Annotated in this window: 17 protein-coding genes and 1 pseudogene; 9 read left to right on the top strand and 9 right to left on the bottom strand. The window is 69.3% G+C overall.

Annotation, left to right across the window (positions count from 1 at the left end; all coding sequences use genetic code 11):
• The first annotated feature begins 167 nt into the window (after positions 1 to 167).
• Positions 168 to 671 carry a DUF732 domain-containing protein gene (locus tag A5711_RS20890; RefSeq protein ID WP_067949889.1) on the top strand — a complete coding sequence of 168 codons (504 nt, stop codon included), beginning with the start codon at positions 168 to 170 and terminating at the stop codon, positions 669 to 671.
• Here A5711_RS20890 and A5711_RS20885 read toward each other — a convergent pair.
• Complete coding sequence (locus tag A5711_RS20885; RefSeq protein WP_067949887.1) at positions 668 to 949, bottom strand: DUF3017 domain-containing protein; 282 nt, start codon at positions 947 to 949, stop codon at positions 668 to 670. The genes A5711_RS20890 and A5711_RS20885 overlap by 4 nt on opposite strands.
• A complete protein-coding gene (locus tag A5711_RS20880) occupies positions 946 to 1791 on the bottom strand; it encodes a bifunctional methylenetetrahydrofolate dehydrogenase/methenyltetrahydrofolate cyclohydrolase (protein ID WP_067949885.1) in 846 nt (281 codons plus the stop codon). The genes A5711_RS20885 and A5711_RS20880 overlap by 4 nt, the downstream gene beginning before the upstream one ends.
• Positions 1792 to 1874: 83 nt before the next feature.
• Between A5711_RS20880 and A5711_RS20875 the strand changes: the two genes are divergently transcribed.
• From A5711_RS20875 to A5711_RS20865, 3 genes are all read left to right on the top strand, one after another.
• A complete protein-coding gene (locus A5711_RS20875; RefSeq protein WP_067949882.1) occupies positions 1875 to 3083 on the top strand; it encodes an NADH:flavin oxidoreductase in 1209 nt (402 codons plus the stop codon).
• 70 nt (positions 3084 to 3153) lie between these two features.
• Positions 3154 to 5799, top strand: coding sequence for an FHA domain-containing protein (locus A5711_RS20870; protein ID WP_067949880.1), 2646 nt, complete (start codon positions 3154 to 3156; stop codon positions 5797 to 5799).
• Between the two features lies 1 nt (position 5800).
• On the top strand, positions 5801 to 8338 hold the full coding sequence (locus tag A5711_RS20865) for an ATP-binding cassette domain-containing protein (protein WP_067949878.1): 2538 nt from the start codon (positions 5801 to 5803) through the stop codon (positions 8336 to 8338).
• A 5-nt stretch (positions 8339 to 8343) separates the two neighbouring features.
• Here A5711_RS20865 and A5711_RS20860 read toward each other — a convergent pair whose 3' ends face one another.
• The 6 genes from A5711_RS20860 to A5711_RS20835 form a co-directional block, all read right to left on the bottom strand.
• A complete protein-coding gene (locus A5711_RS20860; protein WP_067949876.1) occupies positions 8344 to 8895 on the bottom strand; it encodes a pentapeptide repeat-containing protein in 552 nt (183 codons plus the stop codon).
• Positions 8892 to 9488: an ATP/GTP-binding protein gene (locus A5711_RS20855; RefSeq protein WP_156745016.1), complete on the bottom strand. Its 597-nt coding sequence runs from the start codon at positions 9486 to 9488 to the stop codon at positions 8892 to 8894. Before A5711_RS20855 ends, A5711_RS20860 begins: the two co-directional genes overlap by 4 nt.
• A complete protein-coding gene (locus A5711_RS20850) occupies positions 9469 to 9843 on the bottom strand; it encodes a DUF742 domain-containing protein (protein ID WP_067949872.1) in 375 nt (124 codons plus the stop codon). The genes A5711_RS20855 and A5711_RS20850 overlap by 20 nt, the downstream gene beginning before the upstream one ends.
• A gap of 6 nt (positions 9844 to 9849) precedes the next feature.
• Entirely contained in the window at positions 9850 to 10248 is a 399-nt protein-coding gene (locus A5711_RS20845; RefSeq protein WP_067949870.1) for a serine protease inhibitor, read from the bottom strand.
• Entirely contained in the window at positions 10245 to 12980 is a 2736-nt protein-coding gene (locus tag A5711_RS20840) for an ATP-binding protein (RefSeq protein WP_067949903.1), read from the bottom strand. The genes A5711_RS20845 and A5711_RS20840 overlap by 4 nt, the downstream gene beginning before the upstream one ends.
• 241 nt (positions 12981 to 13221) lie before the next feature.
• Positions 13222 to 13827, bottom strand: coding sequence for a bifunctional 2-polyprenyl-6-hydroxyphenol methylase/3-demethylubiquinol 3-O-methyltransferase UbiG (locus A5711_RS20835; RefSeq protein ID WP_067949868.1), 606 nt, complete (start codon positions 13825 to 13827; stop codon positions 13222 to 13224).
• 17 nt (positions 13828 to 13844) lie between these two features.
• On the opposite strand from A5711_RS20835, the gene A5711_RS20830 reads away from it, so the two are divergent.
• Positions 13845 to 14315, top strand: coding sequence for a tRNA (cytidine(34)-2'-O)-methyltransferase (locus A5711_RS20830; protein ID WP_067949866.1), 471 nt, complete (start codon positions 13845 to 13847; stop codon positions 14313 to 14315).
• Positions 14316 to 14345: 30 nt separating this feature from the next.
• On the top strand, positions 14346 to 14672 hold the full coding sequence (locus A5711_RS20825) for a YciI family protein (RefSeq protein WP_067949865.1): 327 nt from the start codon (positions 14346 to 14348) through the stop codon (positions 14670 to 14672).
• On the opposite strand, the gene A5711_RS20820 is transcribed toward A5711_RS20825, so the two are convergent.
• Positions 14673 to 15317, bottom strand: a complete 645-nt coding sequence (locus tag A5711_RS20820) for a nitroreductase family protein (protein WP_067949863.1) — start codon at positions 15315 to 15317, stop codon at positions 14673 to 14675.
• Positions 15318 to 15557: 240 nt separating this feature from the next.
• Here A5711_RS20820 and A5711_RS20815 point away from each other — a divergent pair, with 240 nt between their 5' ends.
• The 3 genes and pseudogenes from A5711_RS20815 to A5711_RS20805 form a co-directional block, all read left to right on the top strand.
• A complete protein-coding gene (locus A5711_RS20815; protein ID WP_156673023.1) occupies positions 15558 to 16016 on the top strand; it encodes a hypothetical protein in 459 nt (152 codons plus the stop codon).
• Positions 16017 to 16191: 175 nt separating this feature from the next.
• On the top strand, positions 16192 to 16440 hold the full coding sequence (locus tag A5711_RS26995; protein WP_067201458.1) for a hypothetical protein: 249 nt from the start codon (positions 16192 to 16194) through the stop codon (positions 16438 to 16440).
• 124 nt (positions 16441 to 16564) lie between these two features.
• Positions 16565 to 16787: pseudogene (locus tag A5711_RS20805) on the top strand (OB-fold nucleic acid binding domain-containing protein); the annotation flags it as partial.

The raw sequence follows: 16787 nt of genomic DNA, 5'->3' as shown, positions 1-16787 counted from the left end.
ACGGCACGCATCGGCCCAATAAGCGACGCCGCGGCCGCGACGGCCGCGCAAAACGCTTATTGTGCGAAGCTTTATCCCACCGTGTCGCAAACGTGACAGTGATAGCTCAGAGTTCGTAACGTGATTCGAGTGCTTCCGGCGCACTCCACGAACGAGGGGGAGGCTGCATGAAGGCACGTTCACGAACGCATCACTGGATCTGGGTGTTTCGGAACCAGCCGCTGACCGTTCGCCTGCTGGCCGTGGCCGCCGGCCTGCTCACCGCGGCGTCGGCGTTCGCCGCGCCGGCCGGGGCGGACAACCCCGACGACAACTTCATCGACGCGCTCAACCACGCCGGCATCGACTTCGGCGAGCCTGGAAATGCGATGTCGGTCGGTCAATCCATCTGCCCGATGCTCGCCCAGCCGGGCGGCAACTTCGCGGCGGCCGCGTCCAGCGTGTCGGGCCGGGGCATGTCCCCCATGATGGCGCGCATGTTCACCACCATCGCGATACAGACCTACTGCCCCGAGCAGATGGCAAACCTGGCCAGCGGCAATCTGTCCGGTGCGGTGCCGCAGATGCCCGGAATGGCCGGGCAGATCCCCGGCATGAACGGACAGATCCCCGGCATGAACGGGCAAATCCCCGGCATGAACGGGCAGATCCCGGCGGTGCCAGGTATCTAACGGGTGCCCAGCGGATCGATGGTCCAGGCGATGTAGGCCATCGCCCCCGCGACCGTCGCGGTGGTGATGAAGTCAATTCCCTTGCTGCGCACCGCCAAAAGGCCGGACCGATCATCGGAGAGCACCAGTCGCAGCGCCGCCGCCAGACCGACACCGATACCGATCAGCAGCGAACCGCGCCGCCAGAAGCTGGCCCCCACCAGCACGAGCGCCGTGGCAAAGGTCAAGCCGACCAGCAGGATTGGCCACTGGGCCCTGACGAGGGACCTAGCGCTCATTGCCGCTCGGCCAGCTCGACGACGTTGCTCAGCAGGAACGCCCGGGTCAACGGGCCGACTCCACCGGGATTCGGCGACACGTGGCCGGCGACCTCCCACACGTCGGGGTGGACGTCGCCGACCAACCCGTTGTCGGTGCGGCTGACGCCCACGTCGACGACCGCGGCGCCCGCACGCACCATGTCGGCGGTCAGCATGTGCGGCACCCCGACGGCGGCCACGACAATGTCCGCCTGCCGGGTGTACGCGGCCAGATCTCGAGTTCCGGTGTGGCACAAGGTCACCGTGGCGTTCTCGGAACGGCGGGTGAGCAGCAGCCCCAGCGGGCGTCCGACCGTCACGCCGCGGCCGATGATGACCACGTGCGCCCCCGCGATCTCGACGCCGTAGCGCCGCAGCAGGTGCACGATCCCGCGCGCGGTACAGGGCAGCGGTGCCGGAACGCTGAGCACCAACCGGCCGAGGTTGGTCGGGTGCAGTCCGTCCGCGTCCTTGTTCGGGTCGACGCGCTCTAACGCCGCGTTCTCGTCCAGGTGTTTGGGCAGCGGCAACTGCACGATGTAGCCGGTGCACTCGGGGTTGGCGTTCAGCTCGTCGATGGTGTCTTCCAGCGTCGCCGTGCTGATGTCGGCGGGCAGGTCGCGGCGGATCGACGTGATGCCGACCTTGGCGCAGTCCGCGTGCTTGCCCCGGACATAGGCCTGCGACCCGGGGTCGTCGCCGACCAGAATGGTGCCCAGCCCGGGGGTGCGACCCGACGCGGTCAGTGCGGCCACCCGTTGTTTGAGGTCGACGAAGATCTCATCGCGGGTGGCCTTGCCGTCCAGTGTGATTGCGCCCACGCCTGACAGTCTGGCAGACATCGATGATGGCGACCCGCCACGCCCGGCTTCGCCGCGCTCGCGATCGCCATTAAGCTCCCGATATGTCAACCGCTCCGGACGTGTTCAGCCCGGCCAAGCTCGGCCCGATCACGCTGCGCAACCGCACCATCAAATCGGCGACCTTCGAGGCCCGCACGCCCGACACCTTGGTGACCGACGACCTGATCGAATACCACCGCCTGCCCGCGGCGGGCGGCGTCGGCATGACCACCGTCGCCTACTGCGCCGTCTCCCCCGGCGGCCGCACCGAGGGCAACGGGATCTGGATGCGCCCGGAGGCGGTGCCGGGATTCCGCCGGCTCACCGACGCGATTCACGCCGAGGGCGCGGCGGTGTGCGCGCAGATCGGCCACGCCGGTCCGGTCGCCAACGCCAAATCCAACAAAGCCAGGGCGCTGGCGCCGGTGCGGTTCTTCAACCCGATCGGGATGCGGTTCGCCAAGAAGGCGACCCGCGACGACATCAACGACGTCATCGAGGGCCACGCCAACGCGGCGCGGCTGGCCATCGAGGCCGGATTCGACGCGGTTGAAATCCACTTGGGTCACAACTACCTGGCGAGCGCGTTCCTGTCCCCGCTGATCAACCGCCGCGCCGACGAGTTCGGCGGATCGCTGGAAAACCGGGCGAAGGTGGCCCGCGGCATCGTCATGGCGGTGCGCCGCGCGGTGGAAAAGGAGGGCACGCCGATCGCGGTGACCGCCAAGCTCAACATGACCGACGGCGTCCGCGGCGGCATATCCACCGACGAATCGTTGACCACCGCGAAGTGGCTGCAGGACGACGGCGGCCTCGACGCGATCGAACTCACCGCGGGCAGTTCGCTGGTCAACCCCATGTACCTGTTCCACGGTGACGCGCCGCTCAAGGAGTTCGCCGGCGCGTTCAAACCGCCGCTGAGTTGGGGCATGCGCATGACGGGCAAGAAGTTCCTGCGCGAGTACCCCTACCGCGAGGCCTATCTGTTGCGGCACGCCAAGCTGTTCCGCGCCGAGCTGACCATGCCGCTGATCCTGCTCGGCGGCATCACCAACCGGGAGACGATGGACCTCGCGATGGCGGAAGGGTTCCAATTCGTCGCGATGGGCCGGGCGCTGCTGGCCGAACCCGACCTGATCAATCGGATCGCGGCCGACGGCGCCGCGCACAGCGTGCATTCCGCGTGCACGCACTGCAACAAGTGCATGGCCACCATCTACACCCGCACCCAGTGCGTGGTCACGGGTGCCCCCGATCTGCTAGCCCACTGACGATAGCGGGTCCCGCAACGCACATTTGGGCCTCAGGTTGGCCTTGGGTCCACGAGTTACAGTTGGTCCGATGAGCTCAGCAGCCCCGCCCGTCTTGACGGTTCGTTTCGACGGGTCAGAACGCACATTTGCCGCCGGTCACGACGTGGTGGTGGGGCGCGATCTGCGCGCCGACATGCGCATCACGCACCCGTTGATCTCGCGCGCGCACCTGTTGCTGCGCTTCGACCAGGGTCGGTGGCTGGCGATCGACAACGGTTCGCTCAACGGCACTTTCGTGAACGGCCGGCGGGTGCCGGTGGTCGAGATCCACGACGGTCAGTGCCTCAACATCGGAAACCCGGACGGGCCGCAGCTGCTGTTCGAAGTGGGGCGGCACCAGGGAATGGCCGGGCGCCCACCGCAAACCGAATCGATGGGCATTCCGGCGGTCGCGGCTCACCCGGGCGGGACGGCCTGGTCCGCCGCGCCGGGCGGCCCGCCCGTCGCCGCGCCGCCCGGTCCCCCACCCGGACCGGCGGGCCGCCCGCCCAACTGGGCGTCGCCGCCGCGGCGACCGCACCCCGGCGCGCCCGGGCAGCGCCCCGCCCCGCCGGGGCAACCGATGCACGTGGGCGGGGGTCGCGCGCCGGCCCCTCCGCCCGCCGCACCGGCGCCCTCCAATTTCCAGCCGCATCCGCAGATGCCGGCGCCGGAAACCCGGATGTCACCCACCAGCGCCAAGCCGCCCGAGGTGGCGAACCTGGCGACGAAGATGTTCCAGGCGCTCAGGCCCTCGCGGTCCGGGGCCATCCAGAAGCCTTCCGGCGCACTGACCATCGGGCGTGCCACCGACAACGACGTCGTGATCCAGGACGTCCTCGCATCCCGCCATCACGCGTTTCTGACCCAGACGCCGCTGGGCACCGAAATCCGCGACGCCCACAGCGTCAACGGGACCTTCGTCAACGGTGTGCGGGTGGGGTCCGCGGTGCTGACCGAGGGCGACGTGGTCACCATCGGCAACGTCGACCTCGTCTTCACCCGCGGTGAGCTGCTGCGCCGCACCGAGGCCGCGACCCGCACCGGCGGCCTGGAAGTGAACTCCGTCTGCTTCAAGGTCGACGGAAAGCAGCTGATCGACCACGTCTCGCTGACCGCCCGGCCCGGCACGCTGACGGCCATCATCGGTGGTTCGGGCGCCGGCAAGACCACGCTGTCGCGGCTGATCGTGGGCTACACCAGCCCCAGTTCGGGCTCGGTGACCTTCGAGGGGCACGACATCCACGCCGAGTACGCGTCGATGCGCAGCCGAATCGGGATGGTGCCACAGGACGACGTCGTGCACCGGCAGCTGACCGTCAACCAGGCCCTGAACTACGCCGCCGAGCTGCGGCTGCCCCCCGACACCAGCAAAGCGGAGCGGGCCCAGATCGTCGCCCAGGTCCTCGAAGAACTCGACATGACCAAGCACGCCGAAACCCGGGTCGACAAACTGTCCGGCGGCCAGCGCAAACGCGCCTCCGTGGCCCTCGAGCTGCTCACCCAGCCCTCGCTGCTGCTGCTCGACGAGCCGACCTCCGGCCTGGACCCCGCGCTGGACCGCCAGGTCATGCTGATGCTCCGCCAGCTGGCCGACGCGGGCCGCGTGGTGATGGTGGTGACCCACTCGGTGTCGTACCTGGACGTCTGCGACCAGATCCTGCTGGTCGCGCCGGGCGGCAAGACGGCCTTCTGCGGCCCGCCCGATCAGGTCGAGGCGGCCATGGGCACCCGCAACTGGGCCGACATCTTCGCCAAGGTGGGCGCCGACCCCGACGAGGCCAACCGCCGCTTCCGGGAGCGCAATCAGCAGCAGTCCCAGGCGCCGTCCCCGCAAAGCCCGGCCGACCTGGGTGAACCACCGAGGACCGACCTCTGGCGGCAGCTGTCCACGATCGCCCGCCGCCAGGTGCGCCTGGTGGTGTCCGACCGCGGCTACACGGTCTTCCTGGCGGTCCTGCCGTTCCTCATCGGCGCGTTGTCGCTGACGGTGAAGGGGCCCCATCCCGGCCTCGGCCCGGCCGACCCGCTCGGCCCCGCACCCACGCAGCCGCAGTACATCATGGTGCTGCTGAACATCGGCGCCGTCTTCATGGGCACCGCGCTGACCATCCGCGACCTGATCGGCGAACGCGCGATCTTCCGGCGGGAGCAGGCCGTCGGGCTGTCCACCACCGCCTACCTGCTGGCGAAGATCGCGGTGTTCTGCGTCTTCGCGACGCTGCAGGCGGCGGTGGCGACCATCATCGTGCGGCTGGGCAAGGGTGCGCCGACCGCCCACCCGCCCTTCTTCGGCAACTCCACCTTCTCGCTGTTCGTCACCGTCGCGGGCACCTGTGTCGCGTCGGCGATGCTCGGCCTGCTGCTGTCGGCCGTGGCGCAGTCCAACGAACAGATCATGCCGCTGCTGGTGGTGTCGATCATGTCGCAGCTGGTGTTCTCCAGCGGCATGATCCCGGTCTATCAGCGCTTCGGTCTCGAGGAGCTCGCGTGGCTGACACCGGCCCGCTGGGGCTACGCCGCGGGGGCGTCGTCGATCGACTTTCCGTCGCTGGTGAAGGTCAAACAGATCCCGACCAACGACCCGATCTGGCAGCACTCGAAACACATCTTCGTGTTCGACATGGCGATGCTCGCGTTCCTTTCCATCGCCTACACCGGCTTCGTCCGATGGCACATCCGGCTGAAACGCTGAGATGACCCAAGCCCCGGCGCCCGTCCTGACTGTTCGATCCGACCGATCGAAGGGCAGCTTCGCGGCCGGCCGCGACGTGGTCGTCGGTAGCGACCTGCGCGCGGACCTGCGGGTGGCGCATCCCCTGGTCGCCCGATCGCACCTGCTGCTGCGCTTCGACCGCGGCAAGTGGATTGCGCTGGACAACAATTCGCTGAACGGGGTGTACATGAACGGCCAGCGGGTGCCGCTGGTCGACATCGAGGACGGCCGGACCGTCAACATCGGCAAGCCCGACGGTCCCCGGATCACGTTCGAAATCGGCCACCACACCGGGGCCGTGGGCATGCTGCCGCCGACCACGGAGTCGATCCCGGTCATCACGCCGCCCAGCGACGCCCAGCGCGCGCAGCCCGCTCCGCGACCACCGAGCCCGCCGCGGCCGCCCCGCGCGCACCCCTGGGAGGGTCCGCACCGCACCACCGCCGTACCGATCGTCCGGCCGGATGCCGCGACCCGCTCGGTGCCGCAAACGGGCGGGCCGCCCGGCCTCAATCAGCCCACCCAGATCGGCGTGAGCGGTCAGGTGGCGGAGTTTCCGACCACGCGGGTGAAGAACCTGGGACCCGATTCCGATCGGGCGACCGACCGGCCCGGACGCGCCGCCTGGATCGGTCGCGCCCTCGACAACGACATCGTCATCCACGACGTGCTGGCGTCGCGCCACCACGCGTTCCTGACCCCGACACCCGCGGGACCCGAGATCCGCGACGCCAACAGCAGCAACGGCACCTTCGTCAACGGGGTCAAGGCCGCGTCCGCGGTGCTGACCGAGGGCGACGTGGTCACCATCGGCAACGTCGACCTGGTGTTCTCCGGCGGCATCCTGGTCCGCCGCCAGGAGGCGGCCACCCGCACCGGCGGCCTGGAGGTGCGCGGCGTCAACTTCAGCGTCACGGGCAAGAACCTGCTCGAGAACATCTCGCTGACGGCCCGCCCGGGCACGCTGACGGCACTCATCGGCGGGTCGGGCGCGGGCAAGACCACGCTGTCGCGCCTTATCGCCGGGTACGCCACTCCGACCTCCGGGCTGGTCACGTTCGAGGGCCACAACATCCACACCGAGTACGCGTCGCTGCGGACGAGGATCGGGATGGTCCCCCAGGACGACGTGGTGCACCGCCAGCTCACGGTGAACCAGGCCCTCGGCTACGCGGCCGAGCTGCGGCTACCGCCCGACACCACCAAGGCCGACCGGGAAGAGGTCGTCGCGCAGGTGCTCGACGAGCTGGGGCTGACGCAGCATGCGGACACCCGGGTGGACAAGCTTTCCGGTGGACAGCGCAAGCGCGCCTCGGTGGCGCTCGAACTGCTCACCGGGCCGTCGCTGCTGATCCTCGACGAGCCGACGTCGGGCCTGGACCCGGCGCTGGACCTGCAGGTCATGACGATGCTGCGTCAGCTGGCCGACGCGGGCCGGGTGGTGCTGGTGGTCACCCACTCGCTGACCTACCTCGACGTCTGCGACCAGGTGCTGCTGATGGCTCCCGGCGGCAAGACGGCCTTCCTGGGAGCACCCGACCAGATCGGCGCGGTCATGGGAACCACCAACTGGGCGCAGATCTTCGCGAAGGTGGGCGCCGACCCCGACGAGGCCAACCGCCGCTTCCTGGCGCAGAACAAGCCCCCGCCGCCGGTGGAGACGGAGGCGCCGGCCGATCTGGGCGTCACGCCGCGCACCACCATGCGCCACCAGTTCTCCACTGTTGCGCGCCGCCAGGTTCGCCTGGTCGTCTCCGACCGCGCCTACTTCGTGTTCCTGGCGCTGCTGCCGTTCGTGATGGGTGCGCTGTCGCTGACCGTGCCCGGCCACACCGGGTTCGGCTACGCCGATCCGACGAGCGACTCGGCCGGCGAGGCCGGGACGATCCTGACGCTGCTCACCATGGCCGCGGCGTTCATGGGCACCGCGCTGACGATCCGCGACCTCATCGGCGAGCGCCCGATCTTCAAGCGCGAACAGGCGGTGGGGCTGTCGACGACGGCCTACCTGCTGGCCAAGATCGCGGTGTTCTGCGTGTTCGCCGTCATCCAGGCGGCCATCGCGACCTCCATCGTGGTAATCGGCAAGGGCGCCCCGAAGCGGCCGGCCGTGCTGCTCGGCAACGCGACCCTCGAACTGTTCGTCGCCGTCGCGGCGACGTGTGTGGCCGCGGCCATGCTGGGGCTGCTGCTGTCGGCCCTCGCGCGCTCCAACGAGCAGATCATGCCGCTGCTGGTGGTGTCGCTCATGGGGCAGATGGTGTTGTCCGGCGGGATGGTCCCGGTCACCAACCGGATCTTCCTCGACCAGCTGTCCTGGGTGGTGCCCTCGCGCTGGGGGTACGCCGCGCAGGCGTCGACGGTCGACCTGTGGACGGTGGCGCCCGGCCCGCAAAGCCCGCGGGACAGCCACTTCCAGCACACGTCGGCCGCCTGGCTGTTCGACATGGGCATGCTCGCGGCGTTGTCGGTCGGCTATGCGGCGCTGGTGCGCTGGCGCATCCGGCTCAAGCACTGAGCCGATCAGCCGTCGAGGCGCAAACCTTGAGCCGCCGCGAACGCCACCGCCTGGCCGACGTCGACGCGAGCGCCCGCCAGCGACGCGGTTCTCCACAACGAGGGGTCCACGGTCGCGCCGCGCAGGTCGGCGTCGTCCAGCCGGGCGCCGGTCGTCCGCGCGCCGGATAGATCGGCGCCGCGCAAGACCGCCTTGCGCAGGTCCGCCTCCACCAGGCTGGCCTCCCGCAGCCGGCAGCCGCTCAGGTCGACGCCACGCAGGTCGTTACCGCCGAGCACCGCGAGCGTGAAGTCGACCTCGTCGAAGGCGATCGGCCGCATCCGGCACTGCACGAAGACCGAGCCCAGCATGCTGCACTGGGCGAACTCGCTGTGCCACAACGACGTTCGCTTGAACGTGCAATTGCGGAACGCCGATCCGCGGTGCTGCGACTCGGCCATGTTGGCGCCGCTGAAGTTGCACTCGTCGAACACGACCCGTTCGGTCTGCCAACGGCTGAGGTCCTCGTCGGTGAAGTCGTGACCCTCGAAGTGGCGATCAACCCACCGCGTGCTCAACTGGCCGTCAGGCTGGCCAGAGCGTATTCGCTGACCGCGATCAGCGCATCGGTCGCCGACCGGCGATCCCGGGCGTCGACCGTGATCATCGGGATGTCCGGGGGCAACGTGAGCGCCTCGCGCACCTCCGCAACGGGGTAGCGCGGCGCGCCGTCGAATTCGTTGACCGCGACCAGGAACGGCAGATTGCGGTGCTCGAAGAAGTCGACCGCGGCGAAGCTGTCCTCCAGGCGCCGGCAGTCCACCAACACGATCGCCCCGATGGCGCCGCGGACGAGGTCGTCCCACATGAACCAGAAGCGGCGCTGCCCCGGCGTGCCGAACAGGTAGAGCACCAGGTCCTCGTCCAGCGTGATCCGGCCGAAGTCCATCGCGACGGTGGTGGTCCGCTTGTCGGGGGTGGCTTCCAGCGCGTCGACGGCGGTCGAGGCGTCGGTGAGCATCGCCTCGGTGCGCAACGGCATGATCTCCGACACCGCCCCGACGAACGTCGTCTTGCCTGCACCGAATCCGCCCGCGATGACGATCTTCGTCGAGGCGTGGGCGGAGTCGGCGTACATCTCGGAGTGCGCCTCAGAGTGCCTTAAGGCCACGCAGCGTCCTTCCTATCAGTTCGTGGCGCTCATCTCTGGTCGAACGCTCGGACAACGTCTTATGCACCCGAAGGTAGCCGGACAAAACCAGATCGCCGACCAGGACGCGCGTGACACCGAGCGGCAAATCCAGCCGGGCAGAGATCTCCGCGACCGACGGACTGCCAACGCAGAGCTGGATGATCTTGCCTTTCGCGTCGTCGGCCGGCCACCGGTAAGCCAGGCCGGCCTGCAGCGTCTGAATCGGCGCTTCCACGGGAAGGTCGACGTCGGTGCCGGTCCGTCCGGAGGTCAGGGTGTACGGGCGGACCAGGTTCCCGCTACGTGCGCCCGGCCGGGGTTCGCGTTCGTCCATCGCGGCTCACGAGACGCCAGACCGGCGGGTGGACTGCACCACGCCCCCGACCCGCTCGACCAGGATGGCCATCTCGTAACCGATTTGACCGATGTCACACGACGTGGCGGCGAGCGTGGCCAGGTGCGAGCCGTCGCCGACGCGCATCAACAGCAGGTAGCCGTGTTGCATCTCGACCACCGACTGCAGCACCTGCCCGCCCTCGAACAGCTGCGCGGCGCCGGTCGCGAGGCTGGCCAACCCGGACGCCACCGCGGCCAGCTGGTCGGCGCGCTCGCGTGGGAGATGCTCGCTGGCGGCGAGGGGCAGCCCGTCGACGGAGACCAGCAAGGCGTGCGCCACGCCGGGGACCTCGCGGGCGAACCGCGTCACCAGCCAGTCCAGCGAGTTGTCAGGTGAAGTCATTCCTGATCGGACCCTTGCGTCGTGTCGCGGGCGTGCGACCGGCCGGTGCGCACGCCGCCGAAGTGGTTACTGAAGGAGGCGCGCACCGCCTCGGGATCGCGCGTCGCGGCGGCGTGCTGCGGCTCGCGGGCGGAGTGGGTGCCGCCGTTGGTTCCCTGGCCTTCGTCGGCCGGCTGGTCCTGGCCGGGCAGGGCGGTCCCGTTGGCCGTTCCCGGCACGAGGCGGGCGCCGGGCGTGCGGACCGGCAGGCCGTGCTCGGCGGTGCGCGATTCGACGGGCTTCTCCTCGGCCGCCGCGGCCAGCGTCCAACCGCGGTCCCACACCGACTGCCAGTCCAGGTCTGGGCTGTTGACCAGGTCGTGCGGGTCGCCGAGCATCTCCGACAGCATCCGCCGGTAGATCACGTCGTCGTCGGCCGGCGCGGGATCGCTCTGGGGGGCGGCCGGAATCGGCTGGGCGGGCGCACTCGGCGCCGGGGCCGCCGGCTTGTCGGCCTCCCGCGATCGGGCGGCGAAGAACGCCGACGTGTCCGACGCGGTGCGCGCCGGCGCGGGCTTGGGATCCGGCTCCGCCGGGTCGCCGCTCTCCCACCACGGGGTGGGGAGTTCGCGCCGGTGCCGCTGGGGTTGCCGCTCGTCGGCGGGAACCTCGGTGATGCCGCTGGAACCCGGGTTGCGCCGGGGCAGCAGCGTGACCGGCGGTACGGGGTCCTGCGCGGCGTTCTGCAGCGCCGGCTCGGGCGTGCGTTCCTCGGGCGGCGCGGCGATTTGCGGGCTGGGCGACGAAACGGCCCGGATCCGCGTCGCTCGGACCGGCCGGCCCCCGCCTTCGAGGATGGTCGGCGGCAGGTAGATCTCCGCGGTGGTGCCGGAGCCCGTCTCGTTGGCCGCCGGGCCGCGCAGCCCGACCCGGATGCCGTGCCGGGCCGCGATCCGGCCGACCACGAACAGCCCCATGTGGCGGGCATTGTCGGGGCTGACATCGCCCCCGGCCTGCAGCCGCATGTTCGCCATGCGGCGGTCGGTGTCGTTCATGCCCAGGCCGGAATCGGCGATCCGCACCACGACTCCCCCGTCACCGCCGCGGGCCGCCGAGACCCGCACGGGCGTCGAGGGTGGCGAGTAGCGCAGGGCGTTGTCGATCAGCTCGGCGAACAGATGGATGGCGCCGCCGGCGGCCGCGCCGATCAGCGTGCTGTTGTCGGGCAATCCGGCGATTTCGACGCGGCGGTAGTCCTCGACCTCGGACACCGCGGCGTTGAGCACCGTCGCCAGCGGCACCGGGTCGCGCTGGTCGCGGGCGAGCTGCGCGCCGGCCAGCACCAGCAGGTTGGCGCTGTTGCGGCGCAGCCGGGCGGCGAGGTGGTCCAGCCGGAACAGGCTGTCCAGGCGTTCGGGGTCCTCCTCGTTGCGCTCCAGCCGGTCGATGAGCGACAGCTGCTGGTCGACCAGCGAGCGGCTGCGCCGCGACATGGTCTCGAACATGTCGTTGACCAGCAGCCGCAACCGCGCCTCGTCGCCGGCCAGCAGCAGGGCCTGAGTGTGCAGTTCGTCGACCGCGTGCGCGACCTGGCCGATCTCCTCGGTGGTGTACACCGGAAGCGGTTGCGGCGTCGGCTCGGCGCCGCCCGCCTTGACCCGGGCGATCTCCTCCTCGAGGTCGGTGTGGGCCACTTTGAGGGCGCCGTCACGCAGGATGCGCAGCGGCCGCACCAGCGCGCGCGCCACCAGCAACACGACCACCAGCGCGATGACGATCGCGGCCAGCACCAGCACGGTGTCGAGAATCGCGGCGCTCCGCTTGTCGGCGGCCTGGGCGTGCACCGACTTGGTCACCGACGCGGTGGCGTCCTTGATGACCTGTTCGGCGATCTCGTCGGTGGTCTGGATCGAGCGCAGCAGGTCTGGGTTGTCGACCAGCACGCTGGCCGGATCGGACATGATCGCCATGCGGCCCACCATCTGCTGCTGCAGCGTCTTGGCTTCGGGAGAACCGGCGCCGACGACTTCGCTCATGCCGAACAGCGTCGACGGCTCGGTGCCCGCCAGGGTCGCCATCGAGGTCCGCAGCTGCGGTTCGGGCAGTTCGGCGCCGCGAGTGACAAGGATTTTCTGCATCGTCATCTGCCCGCGGGCGCCGACCGCCCGGCTCAGGCCCTGAGCCTGGGCGCGGATCTTTTCGTCGTCGACGCGCACCGACGCGTTGATGACGTCCTCCGCGGTCAGCAGGATGGGGGCGTAGAGGGTCACCCGCTCCCGCAAACCGAGGCCGTTGTCGGCCGCCTTGTTCACCAGCATCTGACCGCCGTCGAGCAGGTTGTTCACGCCCGATCGGACATCGGCGCTGACGTCGGTGTCATCGAGCCTGGTCTGCAGTTCGTACTTGCGCGCCTCGTAGTTCTTCTTGGCCCCTTCGACGTCGCGTCCGGTGCTGCCTGCCATCAGGGCGACATCGAGCGCGGACATGTATTTGGTGACCACCGGGACGACGTCGGCACGAGCGGCGGCAAGCCGCAGACCGCCCGCGTTCGCCATGGCGCCGTGGATGCGCAGCACCCCGAAGACCGTCGCCAACACCAGCGGGACCAGCACAATCGCCAGCACTTTCCACCGGACCGGCCAGTTGCTCAGCGACCAGGTCGGCGGGCGTTTGTCCGGCGCCGGGTCGGTGGCGTGCGGCTGTGGGGACTCGGGTGCGGCCGCCTCGGCCGGGTTGGCCGGGCGGGCGAACATGGTCACGTCGCCACGGCCGCGCGACCGGCCGCTGCGCTGATCGTCAGCGCTCGAGAAATCGAGAGGCTCATGAGACTTCCTGCTTTATCCACCCGTACCACGCCAGATGGGCGCGAGCGCGTCAACGTGGCAATCCGACGAGTATGACAGCCCGCGGCCCAGGTCACCAGAATCGTTACTGAGCAGACAGGTCCCTCCAAGGTGGACCCGCGCACGGGCGGACGATTCTGGCAAACGCGGCTTACGCCGGCCGGAGGACGGCGACGAGGAAATCCGAGTCATCGGTGAACGGTCGCAGGTCCCAGGTGGACAGCAGCAGATCCGGCGCGAAGCCGGCGGCCGCCGCGTCGTCGAGGAAGGCGGCGAACGCGTAATCGCGGCCTGCGCCGAAGCCGATCGCCGCCCGACCGTCGCGTTTGAGGTGGGCACGCAGCCGCCCCAGCACCCGCTCCCGGGTGCTGGGGGCGAGAAAGGTCATCACGTTGCCGGCGGACACGATCACGTCGAACGGTTCGGCGATGCCGCGGGCGGGCAGGTCGAGCTCGGCGAGGTCGCCGACGAGCCAGCGCGGACCGGGGTGATCCTGCTCGGCCGCTTCGATGAGCGCCGGGTCGACGTCGACGCCGACGACGTGATGGCCGGCGGCGGCCAGGTAGCCGCCCAGCCGGCCGGGGCCGCAACCGGCATCGAGGATCCGCGCGCCCCGGGGCACCATCGCGTCCACGAAGCGGGCCTCGCCGGCCAGGTCATCGCCGGCGCGGGCCATGGCGCGGAACCGCTCGATATACCAGTGCGAATGTCCGGGATCGGCAGCGACTTTCTGCATCCAGATGCTCTGCTCGACCATGCGACCATTATCGCGTTGTGTTCAAGCTGATGTTCTACTCCCCGCGCATCGCCCCCAATACCGGCAATGCCATCCGGACGGCGGCCGCGACGGGCTGCGAATTGCATCTCGTCGAGCCGATGGGCTTCGACCTGTCCGAACCGAAGGTGCGGCGAGCCGGGCTGGACTATCACGACCTCGCCTCGGTCACCGTGCACGCTTCACTCGATGCCGCCTGGGAGGCGCTCGCGCCGGCCAGGGTGATCGCGTTCACCTCGAACGCGACCACCTCGTTCGCCGACATCCGCTACCGGGCGGGCGACGTCTTGATGTTCGGGCCCGAACCCACCGGCCTGGACGCGGCGACGCTGGCCGACGCGCACATCAGCGAGCGGGTGCGGATCCCGATGCTGGCCGGCCGCCGTTCGCTGAACCTGTCCAACGCGGCGGCCGTCGCCGTGTACGAGGCCTGGCGGCAGCACGGCTACCCGGGCGCCGTGTGGCGATGAGTTCTGCCTCCCGCGGGAGTCAGCAGTGACATGGCAACCTTCATCACGATCGGTTACGGCGACGAGGCCGGATATCACCGGTTGAGCGACGCTCGCAGACAGGCCGCGCACGCCCGCGACGACGAACTCAGCGCGTCCGGCGCGCTCGTCGCCCGAGCCGGGGACCCCGTTCAGGTGCGCAACCCGGACGGCGCGGGGGTGCGGATCGAGCGGGGCCCCTTCCTGCGATCGACGATGCCGATCGCGGGGTTCGCCGTGTTGGAGGCCGACGATCTCGACGCGGCGATCGAGCGGGTGAGTCAGACGCCCTGTGCGGTCGCGCACGGGGTGGTCGAGGTGTGGCCCCTTCAGACCTGATTACCAAGCGTCCCAATGCGTGACCTGCTCGGCGGGCAACCGCTTGGCGGGCCGGAAGTCGGTGCCCTTGGTGTAGGCGATCGGGAACAGCCCGCCCTGGCTGTACTTGTAGTAGGGAATGCCCAGCACGTCCGCCACCTGCTGCTCGCCGTCGCGCAGTAGGTGCAACGTCGTCCAGCACGAGCCCAGCCCGCGGGAACGCAACGCCAGGCAGAAACTCCAGACCGCCGGGAACAGCGAGGCCCAGAACGACACGCCACCCAGCGGCGTCTTGTCCTCGCGGCCTTCGATGCAGGGGATCAACAGCACCGGCGCCTCGTGCATGTGCTCGGCGAGGTAGGTCGCGGAATCGCGGACCTTGTCCATCCGCTCGCCGCGGGTGTCCCCCTCGCCGTATTGCGGCGCCGGCGCGCTCAGGTAGCCGCGGGCGTTGGACAGATAGACATCGCCGATCGCTTTCTTCTTCTCCGCGTCCTCGACGAACACCCATTGCCAGCCCTGTGAATTGGATCCCGTGGGCGCCTGCAGGGCCAGATCGAGGCATTCCATCAGCACCTCGCGGCCGACCGGCTTGTCGAAGTCGAGCCGTTTGCGGACCGAGCGGGTGGTGGTGAGGACTTCGTCGACGGACAAGTTGAGGGTCATGCTTGGAGACTACCGATGCCGCGATCAGGGGTGTCGTTTCGGGACCGATGGCCGAAGCGTCTGTGACCAACGGCCCTACGTGAGGCCCATGATCTGCGGCGATAGTCGTCTCGAGCGGCGGTTACCGCGCGACACCTATAGCACGAGGGGGCGATTCCGATGCCGGCAGGCAACCGATCTTTGGGTGCGTGCGTTCATGCGAATGGCGGTTGTTCGTCACGAAACCGCTTGGGCCGCAACGTGACTTACCTGGAGCGCATCGGCCTGCTTGCGCTGGTCGTGTTCATCGTGGTGGCCGTGGGGTGGGCGTCCAGGACGCCGAGCCACGCGATGCCCACCGGCGACAAGGGCCTGCCCGGGAAGTGGCTCGGAGATGCGCGGTGTTACGACGGCTCCAAGGGCACCGCGGCCCTGGAGGTCACCAGCGTCGTCTTCAACGAGTTCCACGGCAAAATGAGCTACTCGCCTTGGGGCTTTTGCGAGCAATACCACGATGAATACCTATGGGGCACTGTGAATCCGGACGGCAGCCTGCAGGGCAATATATTCGCGGGACACTATTTCTACAGCCGTACCAATGACTGGACGCTGCAATACAACTGGGACCAACAGTTGGGCGGTGTGGACAAATGGATTCACGGACGGCTGGTCAAGCAGGCCGGCGAACCCATGCCCGTGCCGGCACAGCCCACCAACTAGCTATCGAAGGACGACGCAGATGAAAATGATTGGTCGAGCGGCCATTTGGGCCGCCGCGGTGACGGTGGGGCTCGCTGCGACGTCCGGCGTGCGTGCGAGTGCCGAAGACTATCTGTATGTGCACACCGAGTCCGCAAGGACGCGGTGTTCGATCGGAACACACGACGTTCTATGCGTGAGCCAAACCTTGGAATTGCCAGTAGGTTTCGGCAACAACGCGGCCGAGGTCGACGACACGGGCAAGTTGCAATACCTGGGCGTGGGCATGGTCGGTGACCCTGATCGCGATATCGTGCTGCATTACGGCCAGACGTATCACCTGCAGGGCTGGACGGTGCTGCCGACGGATCATGGCACCCGGTTCACCAATGACCGCACCGGCCACGGCATGTTCGTGAGCGTTCACGGGATCTATTCGTTCTGAGGCGTGAAGGCAAGGCGCTGAGGCTCACCGGAAGTCGCGGGACTTCGAACCGACGGCCAGGGTGATGCTGCCCAGCCGTTCGGCGACGACGGTGATGGCGCCGCTCGCGTTTTGGACCTGGCCGCGCACCAGCATCGCCGGCGCGGTGACCCACCGGCAGCGGCCCGGCACCGCCCAGGGAGTGACGTTTCTCAACCTCGAGGACGAGACCGGGATGGTCAACGTGCTCTGCACACCCGCGGTGTGGGCGCGGCATCGCAAGCTGGCCAACACCGCGCCGGCGATGCTGGTGCGCGGCCAGGTCCAAAACGCGAGCGGCGCCATCACCGTCGTCGCCGAACGGCTGG

The organism is Mycobacterium sp. E2238 (assembly GCF_001672665.1).
GTDB lineage: Bacteria > Actinomycetota > Actinomycetes > Mycobacteriales > Mycobacteriaceae > Mycobacterium.
This window is presented reverse-complemented; position numbering and strand designations above follow the sequence as displayed.